Genomic DNA, 14,651 nt, shown 5'->3' on the forward strand with positions numbered 1-14,651 from the left:
ACAACGTTCGGTGATTACGACGATCAGGCAGTCGCCTTGTCGTCCTTCTTAAGACTTGCAGGCGGCCAGTTGTCGAGGCGCATGCCGAGGGACAGACCGCGGGAGGCCAGAACGTCCTTGATTTCAGTCAAGGATTTCTTGCCAAGGTTCGGAGTCTTCAACAGCTCTACTTCGGTACGCTGAATCAGGTCACCGATGTAGTAGATGTTTTCCGCCTTAAGGCAGTTAGCCGAACGTACAGTCAGTTCCAGATCGTCAACCGGGCGAAGCAGGATCGGATCGATCTCGTCTTCCTGCTCGACAACCACTGGCTCACTGTCACCTTTGAGGTCGACGAACGCAGCCAACTGCTGTTGCAGAATGGTTGCAGCGCGGCGGATAGCCTCTTCAGGATCCAGGGTACCGTTGGTTTCCAGATCAATAACCAGCTTGTCCAGGTTAGTACGCTGCTCGACACGGGCGTTTTCCACCACGTATGCGATACGGCGAACCGGGCTGAACGAAGAGTCAAGCTGCAAGCGACCGATGCTGCGGCTTTCGTCTTCATCGCTCTGACGCGAGTCTGCCGGCTCATAACCACGACCACGAGCTACGGTGAGCTTCATGTTCAGGGCGCCGTTAGACGCCAGGTTAGCGATTACGTGATCGGGGTTAACGATCTCGACATCATGATCCAGCTGAATATCGGCAGCGGTAACCACCCCCGAACCCTTCTTCGACAAGGTCAGCGTAACTTCGTCACGACCGTGCAGCTTGATAGCCAGACCTTTAAGGTTCAACAGGATTTCAATTACGTCTTCCTGTACGCCTTCGATCGCGCTGTACTCATGGAGTACACCGTCAATCTCGGCCTCGACTACTGCACAGCCGGGCATTGAGGACAACAGGATGCGGCGCAGCGCGTTGCCCAGGGTGTGGCCGAAACCACGCTCGAGAGGCTCGAGAGTGATCTTGGCGCGGGTTGGACTAACAACCTGCACATCAATATGGCGGGGTGTCAGGAACTCATTTACCGAAATCTGCATGGATGCACCTATTTTCTAGCCCTTACTTGGAGTAGAGCTCGACAATCAGGCTTTCGTTGATGTCGGCGGACAGATCACTGCGAGCTGGAACGTTCTTGAAAACGCCCGACTTCTTCTCAGTGTCTACTTCTACCCATTCTACGCGGCCACGTTGGGCACACAGATCGAGAGCTTGGACAATGCGAAGTTGGTTCTTTGCTTTCTCGCGAATCGCGACCACGTCACCAGCACGAACCTGGTAAGACGGTACGTTTACGGTCTGACCGTTAACGCTGACGGATTTGTGCGATACCAGCTGACGGGATTCGGCACGAGTAGAGCCAAAACCCATACGGTATACAACGTTGTCCAGACGGCATTCGAGCAGTTGCAACAGGTTTTCGCCAGTTGCGCCTTTCTTGCCAGCAGCTTCTTTGTAGTAGCCGCTGAATTGACGCTCGAGAACGCCGTAGATACGACGGACCTTCTGCTTTTCACGCAGTTGGGTGCCGTAATCGGACTGGCGGCCGCGGCGTTGGCCGTGGATACCAGGTGCTGCTTCAATGTTGCACTTCGATTCGATCGCGCGCACGCCGCTCTTCAGAAAGAGATCGGTGCCTTCGCGACGAGCGAGTTTGCATTTTGGACCAATGTAACGAGCCATTCTTTACAATCTCCTGGATTACACGCGGCGCTTCTTCGGCGGACGGCACCCGTTGTGCGGGATTGGCGTCACGTCGGTGATGCTGGCGATCTTGTAGCCACAGCCGTTCAAAGCGCGGACTGCAGATTCACGACCTGGGCCTGGACCTTTGACGTTAACGTCGAGGTTTTTCAGACCGTATTCCAGCGCAGCTTGACCAGCACGTTCAGCAGCTACTTGAGCAGCAAACGGGGTGGACTTGCGGGAACCGCGGAAACCCGAACCACCGGAGGTAGCCCAGGAAAGAGCGTTGCCTTGACGGTCGGTGATGGTCACGATTGTGTTGTTAAAAGAAGCATGGATGTGGGCGATGCCATCAACCACTGTCTTTTTAACTTTTTTACGAGGACGAGCAGCAGGTTTAGCCATGATTAATTTCCTGTCGATTCGCTGGGGCGATTACTTGCGGATCGGCTTACGCGGACCTTTACGGGTACGCGCGTTGGTCTTGGTACGCTGACCGCGTACTGGAAGACCACGACGATGACGCAGACCGCGATAGCAACCGAGGTCCATCAAACGCTTGATTTTCATGTTGATTTCGCGACGCAGGTCACCTTCAGTGGTGAACTTCGCCACTTCGCCACGCAGCTGTTCAATCTGCTCGTCGCTCAGATCTTTGATCTTTGCCGCTGGGTTTACCCCAGTCACCGCACAGATCTTCTGTGCAGTAGTGCGACCAACACCATAGATGTAGGTCAGCGAGATAACAGTATGCTTGTTATCTGGAATGTTAACGCCTGCAATACGGGCCATTCAGTGGGACTCCAATTGACAGCTACCTACGCCCCGGAAGCCAAGAAATAGGGCGCGAGATAATATCGCTGTAATAACAAATAATCAACCCGGTAGCGCACTAGCTACCGGGCTTGAAGCACAATCACACTCAGCCTTGGCGCTGCTTGTGACGCGGTTCCGCGCTGCAAATTACTCGAACAACACCTTCGCGGCGAATAATCTTGCAGTTACGGCACAGCTTTTTCACCGATGCACGAACTTTCATCACCAACTCCTCGAACCTTATGGGTACTCAGCGCAACATGCCGCTGCCGTAACCCTTCAGGTTGGCTTTCTTCATCAGGGATTCGTACTGGTGCGAAACGAGGTGCGATTGTACTTGGGACATGAAGTCCATCACAACCACGACGACGATCAGCAACGAGGTCCCGCCAAGGTAGAACGGTACGTTTGCTGCAACCACCAGGAACTGGGGCAACAGACACACGGCCGTCATGTAAAGAGCACCGAACATGGTCAAGCGAGTCAGAACGCCATCAATGTAGCGCGCGGACTGCTCACCTGGACGGATACCCGGAATAAAGGCACCGGACTTCTTCAGGTTTTCCGCTACGTCTTTCGGATTGAACATCAACGCCGTATAGAAGAAGCAGAAGAAAATAATCCCTGCACTAAACAGCAGAATATTCAACGGCTGACCAGGAGCGATCGACTGCGAGATGTCCTGCAACCAGCCCATACCTTCAGACTGGCCGAACCAGGCACCCAACGAAGCCGGGAACAGCAAAATGCTGCTCGCGAAAATGGCCGGAATAACACCGGCCATGTTCACCTTCAACGGCAAGTGGCTAGTCTGCGCAGCGAAGACCTTGCGACCCTGCTGACGCTTGGCGTAGTGAACAGCAATACGACGCTGACCACGCTCAATGAACACCACGAAACCGATAATCGCTACTGCCAGCAAACCGATGGCAACCAGGGCGAAGATGTTGATATCACCCTGACGTGCAGACTCGAAAGACTGCCCGATCGCTCTCGGAAGACCGGCGACGATACCCGAAAAAATCAACATCGAGATACCGTTGCCAACACCACGCTCAGTAATCTGCTCACCCAGCCACATCATGAACATCGCACCAGCCACAAAAGTGGATACCGCGACGAAATGGAAGCCAAAGTCACCAGTGAACGCAACACCCTGCCCTGCCAAGCCAATGGACATGCCAATAGCCTGAACGAGAGCGAGGATGACAGTGCCGTAGCGGGTGTACTGGCTGATCTTGCGACGGCCAGCTTCACCTTCCTTCTTCAACTGTTCCAGCTGCGGGCTGACGGCGGTCATGAGCTGCATGATGATCGATGCCGAAATGTACGGCATGATCCCCAATGCAAAGATGCTCATCCGTTCCAGCGCGCCGCCGGAAAACATGTTGAACAAGCTAAGAATGGTCCCCTCATTCTGTCGAAACAGGTCCGCGAGTCGGTCCGGGTTGATACCTGGAACCGGGATGTGTGCGCCTATTCGGTAGACGATAATCGCCAGGAACAGAAAACGCAGACGAGCCCAGAGTTCAGACATACCGCCTTTGCCGAGCGCAGAGAGAGCACCTTGCTTAGCCATTTATTCCTCGAACTTGCCGCCAGCTGCTTCGATAGCCGCACGCGCACCTTTGGTGGCGCCGATTCCCTTTCCGATGGTAACAGCGCGAGTAACTTCGCCGGACAGCATGATTTTCACACGCTGTACGTTGACGTTGATCACGTTGGCATCTTTCAGGGACTGCACGGTGACGATGTCGCCTTCCACTTTAGCCAGCTCGGACAGACGCACTTCTGCGCGATCCATAGCCTTCAGGGAAACGAAACCGAATTTCGGCAGGCGACGATGCAGCGGCTGTTGACCGCCTTCAAAGCCTGGAGCAATGGTGCCACCGGAGCGGGAGGACTGACCTTTGTGGCCACGGCCACCGGTCTTGCCCAAACCACTACCGATACCACGGCCCGGACGATGCTTTTCGCGACGGGAACCCGGCGCTGGACTCAGATCATTGAGTTTCATCGATTAACCCTCGACACGCAGCATGTAGTAAGCCTTGTTGATCATCCCGCGATTCTCGGGAGTATCAAGTACTTCTACAGTGTGACCGATGCGACGCAGACCCAGACCCTTAACGCACAGTTTGTGGTTAGGGATGCGGCCGGTCATGCTTTTGATCAGCGTAACTTTAACGGTAGCCATGATCAGAAGATCTCCTTGACGCTTTTGCCACGCTTGGCGGCAATGGATTCAGGAGACTGCATAGCTTTCAAACCTTTGAAAGTGGCGTGAACCACGTTTACCGGGTTAGTCGAGCCATAGCACTTGGCCAGAACGTTCTGAACGCCAGCCACTTCGAGGACAGCACGCATAGCGCCGCCAGCGATGATACCGGTACCTTCAGAAGCAGGCTGCATGTACACCTTCGAAGCGCCGTGACCGGACTTCATTGCGTACTGCAGAGTGGTGCCGTTCAGATCAACTTGGATCATGTTGCGACGAGCAGCTTCCATTGCCTTCTGGATCGCAGCAGGCACTTCACGTGACTTGCCACGGCCGAAGCCAACACGCCCTTTACCATCACCAACCACGGTCAACGCGGTGAAAGTGAAGATACGGCCGCCTTTAACGGTTTTGGCTACGCGGTTAACTTGAACCAGCTTCTCAATGTAGCCTTCGTCGCGCTTTTGGTCGTTATTTGACATAACTTAGAACTCCAGCCCAGCTTCACGAGCAGCATCAGCCAGCGCCTTGACGCGGCCGTGGTACTTGAAGCCAGAGCGGTCGAAAGCCACCTGCGAGACGCCAGCGGCTTTAGCACGCGTAGCGACCAGCTGGCCAACCTTAGTGGCCGCGTCGATGTTGCCAGTGGCGCCATCACGCAGTTCTTTATCCAAAGTCGAGGCAGATGCCAGGACTTTGTTGCCGTCGGCCGAAATGACCTGGGCGTAGATGTGCTGCGACGAGCGGAACACGCAGAGACGCACGACTTCGAGTTCGTGCATTTTCAGGCGTGCTTTGCGAGCGCGACGCAGTCGAGTAACTTTTTTGTCGGTCATTTGCTATGCCCTACTTCTTCTTGGCTTCTTTACGACGGACGACTTCGTCCGCGTAGCGCACACCTTTGCCTTTGTACGGCTCTGGTGGACGGAAGTCGCGGATCTCGGCGGCCACTTGACCTACCAGCTGCTTATCGATACCCCGAATCAGGATGTCGGTTTGGCTAGGAGTCTCAGCGGTGATGCCTTCCGGCAGTTCATAATCCACTGGGTGCGAGAAGCCAAGAGCCAGGTTCAGCACTGTGCCTTTTGCTTGCGCTTTGTAACCAACACCGACCAGCTGGAGCTTGCGCTCGAAGCCTTGGCTTACGCCTTGGACCATGTTGTTTACCAACGCACGAGTGGTACCAGCCATTGCGCGAGTTTGTTGATCGCCATTGCGAGCAGCGAAACGCAGCTCACCAGCTTCTTCAACGATCTCAACGGACGAATGGATGTTCAGTTCGAGAGTGCCCTTGGCACCCTTCACCGAAAGCTGTTGGCCTGCGAATTTGACTTCGACACCGGCTGGCAGCTTAACGGGGTTCTTAGCGACGCGTGACATGCTTATCCCCCCTAGAACACAGTGCAAAGAACTTCGCCGCCGACACCGGCAGCGCGCGCAGCACGATCCGTCATCACACCTTTGTTGGTGGAGACGATAGACACACCGAGACCGCCACGAACTTTTGGCAGATCATCGACGGACTTGTACTGACGCAGGCCTGGACGGCTAACGCGCTTCACTTCCTCGATGACCGGACGGCCCTCGAAGTACTTCAGCTCGATGGACAGCAGAGGTTTGATTTCGCTGCTGATCTGATAACCCGCAATGTAACCTTCGTCCTTCAGGACTTTGGCAACAGCCACCTTCAAAGTAGAAGATGGCATGCTTACGACGGACTTTTCAGCCATCTGGGCATTACGGATTCGAGTTAGCATGTCCGCTAACGGGTCCTGCATACTCATGGGCTAGACGCTCCTAATACAAAAAAATTAGCCTTGCGGCTACTACTTGTCGCCGAGGACATCCATGCGAAAAAAGCACGGGCTCAGGCGAGCCGGGTATTCTAGACACACCCCACAAATGAATCAAGCCCCAATAGGGGCTTGATTCAAGTTCAAGGTCACCGGCGGTCAGGATCTTGCGATCCCGAACACCGAGACTTTGACAGTGCTTACCAGCTGGCTTTAACCAGACCAGGTACGTCACCACGCATTGCAGCTTCACGCAGTTTGTTACGGCCAAGGCCGAACTTGCGGTAAACGCCGTGTGGACGACCGGTCAGGCGGCAGCGGTTACGCATGCGCGAAGCGCTTGCGTCACGTGGCTGCTTCTGCAGAGCTACTGTAGCTTCCCAACGCGCTTCTGGACTTGCGTTCAGATCAACGATGATTGCTTTCAGTGCTGCACGCTTTTTGGCGTACTTGGCAACCGTGAGCTGACGCTTCAGCTCGCGGTTTTTCATGCTCATCTTGGCCATTTTCCTACTCCAATCAGTTGCGGAACGGGAATTTGAAAGCACGCAACAGGGCGCGACCTTCATCATCGTTCTTGGCAGTGGTGGTCAGGGTAATGTCCAGACCGCGGAGAGCATCGATCTTGTCGTAGTCGATTTCCGGGAAGATGATCTGCTCTTTAACGCCCATGCTGTAGTTACCACGACCATCGAAGGACTTGGCATTCAGGCCGCGAAAGTCGCGGACCCGAGGCAGGGAGATCGACAGCAGACGATCCAGGAATTCGTACATACGCTCACGGCGCAGAGTCACTTTGACGCCGATCGGCCAGCCTTCACGGACTTTAAAGCCAGCGATGGATTTCCGAGCGTAAGTCACAACGACTTTCTGACCGGTGATCTTTTCCAGGTCGGCAACAGCGTGCTCGATGACTTTTTTGTCACCGACCGCTTCGCCCAGACCCATATTCAGGGTGATTTTGGTAACGCGTGGAACTTCCATCACGTTCGAAAGCTTAAGTTCTTCCTTAAGCTTCGGTGCGATTTCCTTCCAGTAAATCTCTTTTAGTCGTGCCATGGTCTTCTACCTAGCAGTGTTCAAGCATCAACCGCTTTTTGGGTCGACTTGAAGACACGAATTTTCTTGCCGTCTTCTACTTTGAAACCAACGCGGTCAGCCTTGTTGGTTTCGCCGTTGAAAATGGCGACGTTAGAAGCGTCCAGTGGAGCTTCTTTTTCGACGATACCGCCTTGTACGCCCGACATCGGGTTAGGCTTGGTATGACGCTTAACCAGGTTCAGACCGCCAATAACCAGACGGTTGTTAGCGAGAACCTTAAGCACCTTACCGCGCTTACCTTTGTCTTTGCCGGCGATCACGATGATCTCGTCGTCACGACGAATCTTTTGCATGTCGGATCTCCTTACAGCACTTCTGGGGCGAGCGAGACGATCTTCATGAACTTCTCAGTACGAAGTTCACGGGTCACTGGCCCAAAGATACGGGTGCCGATCGGCTCTTGCTTGTTGTTCAGAAGAACAGCAGCGTTGCCATCAAAGCGGATAATGGAGCCATCAGCACGACGTACGCCGTGACGAGTGCGGACTACAACAGCAGTCATCACTTGGCCTTTTTTCACTTTACCGCGAGGAATTGCTTCCTTCACGGTAACTTTGATGATGTCACCGATACCAGCGTAACGACGATGGGAGCCACCCAGCACCTTGATGCACATAACGCGGCGAGCGCCGCTGTTATCGGCCACATCGAGCATGGATTGAGTCTGAATCATATAATTTCTCCGACCCCTAGTCCTTAGACTTCCACAGCGCGTTCGAGAACATCAACCAGTGCCCAAGACTTGGTCTTGGCCAGCGGACGAGTTTCACGAATAGTGACTTTGTCGCCGATGTGGCACTGATTGGTTTCGTCGTGCGCGTGCAGCTTAGTCGAACGCTTAACGTATTTACCGTAGATCGGGTGCTTTACGCGACGCTCGATCAGAACGGTGATGGTCTTGTCCATTTTGTCGCTGACAACACGGCCAGTCAGCGTACGGACGGTTTTTTCGGCTTCAGCCATGATTACTTACCTGCCTGCTGTTTGAGCACAGTCTTCACGCGAGCGATGTCACGCTTAACTTGCCGGAGCAGGTGAGACTGCCCCAACTGGCCAGTTGCTTTCTGCATGCGCAGATTGAACTGGTCGCGCAGCAGGCCGAGCAGTTGCTCGTTAAGCTGCGGCGCGTCTTTTTCACGAAGTTCGTTCGCTTTCATCACATCACCGTCCGTTTAACAAAAGCGGTGGCGAGCGGCAGCTTTGCAGCAGCCAGGGCAAAAGCCTCACGCGCCAGCTCTTCAGAAACGCCCTCGATTTCATACAGGACTTTGCCTGGCTGAATCTGGGCAACCCAGTACTCCACACTACCCTTACCTTTACCCATCCGAACTTCGAGGGGCTTTTTGGAAATAGGCTTGTCCGGGAATACACGGATCCAGATCTTGCCGCCACGTTTAACGTGACGGGTCAGTGCACGACGCGCTGACTCGATCTGACGAGCGGTGAGACGACCACGAGCTACAGACTTCAGCGCGAACTCGCCGAAGCTGACTTTGCTACCGCGCTGAGCCAGACCACGGTTGTGGCCTGTCATCTGCTTGCGGAACTTCGTACGCTTTGGTTGCAACATTTGGCGTACCCCTTACTTAGCAGCTTTTTTACGAGGCGCTGGTGCTTGTGGTTTCAGTTCTTCTTGGCGACCACCAATTACTTCGCCTTTGAAGATCCAAACCTTTACACCGATCACACCGTAAGTGGTGTGAGCTTCGTAGTTGGCATAGTCGATGTCGGCACGCAGGGTGTGCAGTGGCACACGACCTTCGCGATACCATTCAGTACGTGCGATTTCAGCACCGCCGAGACGACCGCTCACTTGGATTTTGATGCCTTTGGCACCAATGCGCATGGCGTTCTGTACAGCGCGCTTCATAGCGCGACGGAACATTACGCGACGCTCCAGCTGCTGAGCTACGCTCTGCGCAACCAACATACCGTCGAGCTCCGGCTTGCGGATTTCTTCGATATTGATGTGCACAGGCACACCCATTTGTTTGGTCAGGTCCTGACGCAGTTTCTCAACATCTTCACCTTTCTTCCCGATAACGATACCTGGACGAGCGGTGTGGATGGTGATACGTGCAGTTTGGGCCGGACGATGGATATCGATACGGCTTACGGACGCGCTTTTTAGTTTGTCTTGGAGATACTCACGCACCTTCAGATCAGCGAACAAATAGTCCGCATAAGTCCGACCGTCTGCGTACCAGACGGAGGTGTGCTCCTTGACGATTCCCAGGCGAATGCCAATGGGATGTACTTTCTGACCCATCTCTTCGACTCCGTTACTTGTCAGCAACCTTGACAGTGATATGGCAAGACCGCTTGACGATGCGATCAGCACGGCCTTTGGCACGTGGCATGATTCGCTTCAGCGAACGCCCTTCGTTGACGAAAACGGTGCTGACTTTAAGGTCATCAACGTCTGCGCCTTCGTTATGCTCGGCGTTGGCTACGGCCGACTCCAGCACTTTCTTCATGATCTCGGCGGCTTTCTTACTGCTGAAAGCCAACAGGTTGAGCGCTTCGCCCACCTTCTTCCCGCGGATCTGGTCGGCGACCAAGCGGGCTTTCTGGGCGGAGATTCGAGCGCCCGACAACTTAGCGGCTACTTCCATCGTTCCTTACCCCTTAACGCTTGGCTTTCTTGTCTGCCACGTGCCCACGATATGTGCGGGTACCGGCAAACTCGCCCAGTTTGTGGCCGACCATGTCTTCGTTCACGAGAACTGGAACATGTTGACGACCGTTATGCACTGCGATGGTCAGACCGACCATTTGTGGCAGGATCATCGAACGACGCGACCAGGTTTTAACTGGTTTGCGATCGTTCTTTTCCGCCGCCACTTCGATCTTCTTCAGTAGGTGAAGATCAATAAAAGGACCTTTTTTCAGAGAACGTGGCACTGTCGTATCCCTCTATTTACTTGCGACGACGGACGATCATTTTGTCGGTACGCTTATTACCACGAGTCTTCGCGCCCTTAGTCGGGAAGCCCCATGGCGATACCGGATGACGACCACCAGAGGTACGACCTTCACCACCACCATGTGGGTGGTCAACCGGGTTCATGGCAACACCACGAACGGTTGGGCGAACGCCACGCCAGCGTTTGGCACCAGCTTTACCCAGCGAACGCAGGCTGTGCTCGGAGTTCGAGACTTCACCCAGGGTCGCGCGGCATTCAGCCAGCACTTTACGCATCTCACCAGAACGCAGACGCAGGGTCACGTAGACACCTTCACGAGCGATCAGCTGAGCCGAAGCACCAGCGGAACGAGCGATTTGCGCGCCTTTACCTGGCTTCAATTCGATGCCGTGTACGGTGCTACCAACTGGAATGTTACGCAGTTGCAGAGCGTTGCCCGGCTTGATCGGCGCCAAGGCACCTGCGATCAGCTGGTCGCCAGCACTCACGCCTTTAGGGGCGATGATGTAGCGACGCTCGCCATCTGCGTACAGCAGCAGAGCGATGTGAGCAGTACGGTTTGGATCGTATTCGATACGCTCGACAGTGGCAGCGATGCCATCTTTGTCGTTGCGACGGAAATCGACCAGACGATAATGCTGCTTATGGCCACCACCGATGTGACGAGTGGTAATACGACCATTGTTGTTACGACCACCAGTCTTCGATTTTTTCTCGAGCAGCGGTGCGTGAGGAGCGCCTTTATGCAGCTCCTGGTTGACCACCTTGACCACAAAACGGCGGCCAGGGGAAGTCGGTTTGCATTTAACGATTGCCATGATGCACCCCTTCCTTACTCAGCACTGCTGCTGAAATCGAGATCTTGGCCTGGCTGAAGGGAGATAACCGCCTTCTTCCAGTCATTACGCTTGCCCAGACCGCGAGCAGTGCGCTTGCTCTTACCCAGAACATTCAGGGTAGTAACACGCTCTACTTTCACGCTGAACAGGCTTTCGACGGCCTTCTTGATTTCCAGCTTGGTTGCGTCAGTTGCAACCTTGAAAACGAACTGGCCTTTCTTGTCAGCCAGAACCGTAGCCTTCTCGGAAACGTGCGGGCCAAGCAGAACTTTAAATACGCGTTCCTGGTTCATCCCAGCAGCTCCTCGAATTTCTTCACGGCCGACACGGTGATCAACACCTTGTCGTATGCGATCAGACTAACTGGATCGGAACCTTGCACGTCACGTACATCAACGTGTGGCAGGTTGCGAGCAGCCAGGTACAGGTTCTGATCAACCACTTCAGACACGATCAAGACGTCAGTCAGGCCCATGCCGGTCAGTTTGTTCAGCAGATCTTTGGTCTTCGGTGCATCAACAGCGAAGTCCTGAACCACAACCAGACGATCAGTACGCACCAGCTCAGCAAGGATGGAACGCATTGCTGCGCGATACATCTTCTTGTTCAGCTTCTGGGTGTGATCCTGAGGACGAGCTGCGAAAGTGGTACCGCCGCCACGCCAGATTGGGCTACGGATAGTACCGGCACGAGCACGGCCAGTACCTTTCTGACGCCATGGGCGTTTACCGCCACCACGAACGTCGGAACGGGTCTTTTGCTGCTTGCTACCTTGACGGCCGCCGGCCATGTAGGCCACGACTGCTTGGTGAACCAGCGTCTCGTTGAATTCGCCGCCAAATGTCAGTTCGGAAACTTCGATCGCTTGAGCGTCATTTACATTTAATTGCATGTCAGCTTCCCCTTAACCGCGAGCCTTGGCTGCTGGACGTACAACCAAGTTGCCGCCAGTAGCGCCAGGAACAGCGCCCTTGACCAACAACAGATTGCGTTCAGCGTCCACGCGCACTACTTCGAGGGACTGCACGGTCACGCGCTCAGCGCCCATATGACCGGACATTTTTTTGCCCTTGAATACACGACCAGGAGTCTGGCACTGGCCGATAGAGCCTGGAACGCGGTGGGACACGGAGTTACCGTGGGTATTATCTTGCCCGCGGAAGTTCCAACGCTTGATCGTACCCTGGAAGCCTTTACCTTTGGACTGACCGGTTACATCAACCAGTTGACCGGCGGCGAAGATTTCAGCGTTGATCAGATCGCCGGCCTGGTACTCGCCTTCTTCAAGACGGAATTCCATTACGGTACGACCAGCGGCAACGTTCGCTTTAGCGAAGTGGCCAGCCTGAGCAGCTGTAACACGCGAAGCACGACGCTCGCCTACAGTGACTTGCACTGCACGATAGCCATCGGTCTCTTCAGTTTTGAACTGGGTGACGCGATTCGGCTCGATCTCAATGACCGTGACCGGAATGGAGACACCTTCTTCGGTGAAAATACGGGTCATACCGCATTTACGACCGACTACACCAATAGTCATGTTGTAAACCTCATGAGTGTACGGGGCTTTCACCCGCTATGGCCGCCCATTTCAGAGCGTTACACGACTAAGACCGAGTCTTAGCCGAGGCTGATCTGCACTTCCACACCGGCCGCAAGATCAAGCTTCATAAGTGCATCAACGGTTTTATCCGTTGGCTGGACGATGTCCAGAACGCGCTTATGAGTACGGATCTCGTACTGGTCACGCGCGTCTTTGTTGACGTGCGGGGAGACCAGAACGGTGAACCGCTCTTTACGGGTAGGCAGTGGAATTGGACCACGCACTTGAGCACCAGTACGTTTCGCGGTTTCCACGATTTCCTGGGTGGATTGGTCGATCAGGCGATGGTCAAAAGCCTTCAACCTGATACGGATTTGCTGATTTTGCATTGGATTTCAGACTCCGGCTGCTATTCCCACCGAGCGCAATACGCCCGTTAAAAGGAGGCGCAATTCTATAGACGCCCCATATAGGTGTCAACCCAATAAAAAAGCCCCCGCTAAGCGGGGGCTTTTTCAATTCATCAAAGCTTACTCAAAAAGAGCTTACTCGATGATTTTGGCTACGACGCCAGCGCCGACGGTACGACCGCCTTCACGGATAGCGAAACGCAGACCGTCTTCCATTGCGATGGTCTTGATCAGGGTGACAACCATTTTGATGTTGTCGCCTGGCATTACCATCTCAACGCCTTCCGGCAGCTCGCAGTTACCAGTCACGTCAGTAGTACGGAAGTAGAACTGTGGACGGTAGCCTTTGAAGAACGGAGTGTGACGACCGCCTTCTTCTTTGCTCAGTACGTAGACTTCAGCTTCGAACTTGGTGTGCGGCTTGACCGAACCTGGCTTGACCAGAACCTGACCACGCTCAACGTCGTCACGCTTGGTACCACGCAGCAGAACGCCGCAGTTCTCGCCAGCACGACCTTCGTCGAGCAGCTTACGGAACATTTCAACACCGGTGCAGGTGGTGACGGTAGTGTCACGCAGACCAACGATTTCCAGTGGATCCTGAACCTTGACGATACCGCGCTCGATACGGCCGGTTACAACAGTACCGCGACCGGAGATCGAGAATACGTCTTCGATTGGCATCAGGAACGGCTTGTCGATAACACGGACTGGATCCGGGATGTAGCTGTCCAGAGTCTCAACCAGCTTACGAACGGCAGTGGTGCCCATTTCGTTGTCGTCTTGGCCGTTCAGAGCCATCAGAGCCGAACCGATGATGATCGGAGTGTCGTCGCCTGGGAAGTCGTAAGTGCTCAGCAGATCGCGCACTTCCATCTCAACCAGTTCCAGCAGCTCAGCGTCGTCAACCATGTCAGCCTTGTTCAGGAAGACAACGATGTACGGAACGCCAACCTGACGGGACAGCAGGATGTGCTCACGGGTTTGTGGCATCGGACCATCAGCGGCCGAGCAAACCAGGATAGCGCCGTCCATCTGAGCAGCACCGGTGATCATGTTCTTCACGTAGTCAGCGTGACCTGGGCAGTCAACGTGAGCGTAGTGACGGATCAGCGAGTTGTATTCAACGTGTGCGGTGTTGATGGTGATACCACGAGCTTTCTCTTCCGGAGCGCTGTCGATTTTGTCGAAAGCAACAACGGCCGAACCGAAAACTTCGGAGCAAACGCGAGTCAGAGCAGCGGTCAGCGTGGTTTTACCGTGGTCGACGTGACCGATGGTGCCAACGTTGACGTGCGGGAGGGTACGGTCAAATTTTTCTTTAGCCACGACA

General features: G+C 54.5%; 28 protein-coding genes. All 28 read right to left on the reverse strand.

Going from position 1 to position 14,651, the window contains the following annotated elements; all coding sequences use genetic code 11:
• Nucleotides 1-23 precede the first annotated feature (23 nt).
• The 28 genes from ACYZUD_RS20065 to tuf all read right to left on the reverse strand — a co-directional run bounded on the left by ACYZUD_RS20065 (nt 24) and on the right by tuf (nt 14,647).
• Nucleotides 24-1,025: a DNA-directed RNA polymerase subunit alpha gene (locus ACYZUD_RS20065; RefSeq protein WP_003186012.1), complete on the reverse strand. Its 1,002-nt coding sequence runs from the start codon at nt 1,023-1,025 to the stop codon at nt 24-26.
• Nucleotides 1,026-1,047: 22 nt separating this feature from the next.
• Nucleotides 1,048-1,668: a 30S ribosomal protein S4 gene (rpsD, locus tag ACYZUD_RS20070; RefSeq protein ID WP_003210056.1), complete on the reverse strand. Its 621-nt coding sequence runs from the start codon at nt 1,666-1,668 to the stop codon at nt 1,048-1,050.
• Nucleotides 1,669-1,686: 18 nt separating this feature from the next.
• Entirely contained in the window at nt 1,687-2,076 is a 390-nt protein-coding gene (gene rpsK / locus ACYZUD_RS20075; RefSeq protein ID WP_002555466.1) for a 30S ribosomal protein S11, read from the reverse strand.
• A gap of 30 nt (nt 2,077-2,106) precedes the next feature.
• On the reverse strand, nt 2,107-2,463 hold the full coding sequence (rpsM, locus tag ACYZUD_RS20080) for a 30S ribosomal protein S13 (RefSeq protein ID WP_003186020.1): 357 nt from the start codon (nt 2,461-2,463) through the stop codon (nt 2,107-2,109).
• A gap of 130 nt (nt 2,464-2,593) precedes the next feature.
• Nucleotides 2,594-2,710, reverse strand: coding sequence for a 50S ribosomal protein L36 (gene rpmJ / locus ACYZUD_RS20085; RefSeq protein ID WP_002555468.1), 117 nt, complete (start codon nt 2,708-2,710; stop codon nt 2,594-2,596).
• 27 nt (nt 2,711-2,737) lie between these two features.
• Nucleotides 2,738-4,066, reverse strand: coding sequence for a preprotein translocase subunit SecY (secY, locus tag ACYZUD_RS20090; protein ID WP_077574735.1), 1,329 nt, complete (start codon nt 4,064-4,066; stop codon nt 2,738-2,740).
• Entirely contained in the window at nt 4,067-4,504 is a 438-nt protein-coding gene (rplO, locus tag ACYZUD_RS20095) for a 50S ribosomal protein L15 (protein ID WP_007896782.1), read from the reverse strand.
• A 3-nt stretch (nt 4,505-4,507) separates the two neighbouring features.
• The gene (rpmD, locus tag ACYZUD_RS20100; RefSeq protein WP_003186033.1) at nt 4,508-4,684 is read right to left on the reverse strand and encodes a 50S ribosomal protein L30; all 177 of its coding nucleotides are present in this window, start codon (nt 4,682-4,684) and stop codon (nt 4,508-4,510) included.
• Nucleotides 4,685-4,686: 2 nt separating this feature from the next.
• On the reverse strand, nt 4,687-5,187 hold the full coding sequence (gene rpsE, locus ACYZUD_RS20105) for a 30S ribosomal protein S5 (protein ID WP_007943782.1): 501 nt from the start codon (nt 5,185-5,187) through the stop codon (nt 4,687-4,689).
• A 3-nt stretch (nt 5,188-5,190) separates the two neighbouring features.
• Nucleotides 5,191-5,541: a 50S ribosomal protein L18 gene (rplR, locus tag ACYZUD_RS20110; protein WP_003186037.1), complete on the reverse strand. Its 351-nt coding sequence runs from the start codon at nt 5,539-5,541 to the stop codon at nt 5,191-5,193.
• 10 nt (nt 5,542-5,551) lie between these two features.
• The gene (gene rplF, locus ACYZUD_RS20115; RefSeq protein ID WP_007896774.1) at nt 5,552-6,085 is read right to left on the reverse strand and encodes a 50S ribosomal protein L6; all 534 of its coding nucleotides are present in this window, start codon (nt 6,083-6,085) and stop codon (nt 5,552-5,554) included.
• A gap of 11 nt (nt 6,086-6,096) precedes the next feature.
• Nucleotides 6,097-6,489 carry a 30S ribosomal protein S8 gene (gene rpsH, locus ACYZUD_RS20120; RefSeq protein ID WP_003186040.1) on the reverse strand — a complete coding sequence of 131 codons (393 nt, stop codon included), beginning with the start codon at nt 6,487-6,489 and terminating at the stop codon, nt 6,097-6,099.
• Nucleotides 6,490-6,698: 209 nt separating this feature from the next.
• A complete protein-coding gene (rpsN, locus tag ACYZUD_RS20125) occupies nt 6,699-7,004 on the reverse strand; it encodes a 30S ribosomal protein S14 (protein ID WP_003176414.1) in 306 nt (101 codons plus the stop codon).
• Nucleotides 7,005-7,017: 13 nt separating this feature from the next.
• A complete protein-coding gene (gene rplE / locus ACYZUD_RS20130) occupies nt 7,018-7,557 on the reverse strand; it encodes a 50S ribosomal protein L5 (protein ID WP_003176415.1) in 540 nt (179 codons plus the stop codon).
• 20 nt (nt 7,558-7,577) lie between these two features.
• A complete protein-coding gene (gene rplX / locus ACYZUD_RS20135; protein ID WP_003176416.1) occupies nt 7,578-7,892 on the reverse strand; it encodes a 50S ribosomal protein L24 in 315 nt (104 codons plus the stop codon).
• 11 nt (nt 7,893-7,903) lie between these two features.
• Nucleotides 7,904-8,272 (reverse strand): 50S ribosomal protein L14, encoded by a 369-nt coding sequence (rplN, locus tag ACYZUD_RS20140; RefSeq protein ID WP_002555479.1) that lies wholly within the window; start codon nt 8,270-8,272, stop codon nt 7,904-7,906.
• Between the two features lie 23 nt (nt 8,273-8,295).
• Nucleotides 8,296-8,562, reverse strand: a complete 267-nt coding sequence (rpsQ, locus tag ACYZUD_RS20145) for a 30S ribosomal protein S17 (protein WP_003176419.1) — start codon at nt 8,560-8,562, stop codon at nt 8,296-8,298.
• A 2-nt stretch (nt 8,563-8,564) separates the two neighbouring features.
• On the reverse strand, nt 8,565-8,756 hold the full coding sequence (gene rpmC / locus ACYZUD_RS20150; RefSeq protein WP_008030901.1) for a 50S ribosomal protein L29: 192 nt from the start codon (nt 8,754-8,756) through the stop codon (nt 8,565-8,567).
• Nucleotides 8,756-9,169, reverse strand: a complete 414-nt coding sequence (rplP, locus tag ACYZUD_RS20155; protein WP_007896757.1) for a 50S ribosomal protein L16 — start codon at nt 9,167-9,169, stop codon at nt 8,756-8,758. Before rplP ends, rpmC begins: the two co-directional genes overlap by 1 nt.
• Before the next feature lie 12 nt (nt 9,170-9,181).
• Nucleotides 9,182-9,868, reverse strand: a complete 687-nt coding sequence (rpsC, locus tag ACYZUD_RS20160) for a 30S ribosomal protein S3 (RefSeq protein WP_003176422.1) — start codon at nt 9,866-9,868, stop codon at nt 9,182-9,184.
• A gap of 13 nt (nt 9,869-9,881) precedes the next feature.
• Entirely contained in the window at nt 9,882-10,214 is a 333-nt protein-coding gene (rplV, locus tag ACYZUD_RS20165) for a 50S ribosomal protein L22 (protein ID WP_003103908.1), read from the reverse strand.
• Nucleotides 10,215-10,227: 13 nt separating this feature from the next.
• Complete coding sequence (gene rpsS, locus ACYZUD_RS20170; RefSeq protein WP_002555486.1) at nt 10,228-10,503, reverse strand: 30S ribosomal protein S19; 276 nt, start codon at nt 10,501-10,503, stop codon at nt 10,228-10,230.
• A gap of 16 nt (nt 10,504-10,519) precedes the next feature.
• Complete coding sequence (gene rplB, locus ACYZUD_RS20175) at nt 10,520-11,344, reverse strand: 50S ribosomal protein L2 (RefSeq protein ID WP_003210080.1); 825 nt, start codon at nt 11,342-11,344, stop codon at nt 10,520-10,522.
• Nucleotides 11,345-11,358: 14 nt separating this feature from the next.
• Nucleotides 11,359-11,658 (reverse strand): 50S ribosomal protein L23, encoded by a 300-nt coding sequence (rplW, locus tag ACYZUD_RS20180; RefSeq protein WP_002555488.1) that lies wholly within the window; start codon nt 11,656-11,658, stop codon nt 11,359-11,361.
• A complete protein-coding gene (gene rplD / locus ACYZUD_RS20185; protein WP_007896707.1) occupies nt 11,655-12,257 on the reverse strand; it encodes a 50S ribosomal protein L4 in 603 nt (200 codons plus the stop codon). Before rplD ends, rplW begins: the two co-directional genes overlap by 4 nt.
• A gap of 12 nt (nt 12,258-12,269) precedes the next feature.
• Nucleotides 12,270-12,905, reverse strand: a complete 636-nt coding sequence (rplC, locus tag ACYZUD_RS20190; RefSeq protein ID WP_003186059.1) for a 50S ribosomal protein L3 — start codon at nt 12,903-12,905, stop codon at nt 12,270-12,272.
• 80 nt (nt 12,906-12,985) lie between these two features.
• Nucleotides 12,986-13,297: a 30S ribosomal protein S10 gene (gene rpsJ, locus ACYZUD_RS20195; protein WP_003186070.1), complete on the reverse strand. Its 312-nt coding sequence runs from the start codon at nt 13,295-13,297 to the stop codon at nt 12,986-12,988.
• A gap of 156 nt (nt 13,298-13,453) precedes the next feature.
• Nucleotides 13,454-14,647 (reverse strand): elongation factor Tu, encoded by a 1,194-nt coding sequence (gene tuf, locus ACYZUD_RS20200; RefSeq protein WP_007896660.1) that lies wholly within the window; start codon nt 14,645-14,647, stop codon nt 13,454-13,456.
• Between the last annotated feature and the right edge of the window lie 4 nt (nt 14,648-14,651).

Source organism: Pseudomonas sp. XS1P51 (assembly GCF_054897845.1).